General features: G+C 61.4%; 1 protein-coding gene. It reads right to left on the bottom strand.

Annotation, left to right across the window (positions count from 1 at the left end):
• A partial coding sequence (locus ACLD9W_RS12710) for an integrase core domain-containing protein (RefSeq protein ID WP_410842321.1) occupies positions 1 to 210 on the bottom strand: 210 nt, incomplete at both ends.

The following is a 210-nucleotide window of genomic DNA, read 5'->3' as shown; positions in this document are numbered from 1 at the left end:
GCTGCTGCGGTAGTGTTGCGAAGGGGTGTCCAGTCCCAGTGCTTCATGCGGCCTTTCGTGGTTGTAGCAGTGCCGCCAGCTGTCAAATGCCTGCTGTGCCTGCATTAGTCCGCCAAAGGTTCTGCCTTTGAGCACTTCGGCTTTCAGGCTGCGGTGGAAACGTTCGTCTTTGCCGTTGGTCTGCGGGTGCAGCGGACGGCTGCGGCCGGG

This window comes from Neisseria sp. WLZKY-1 (assembly GCF_046546535.1).
In the GTDB taxonomy this organism is placed as follows: domain Bacteria; phylum Pseudomonadota; class Gammaproteobacteria; order Burkholderiales; family Neisseriaceae; genus Neisseria.
The sequence above is the reverse complement of the archived record's forward strand: the minus strand, read 5'-3'. Positions and strand labels throughout refer to the sequence as shown.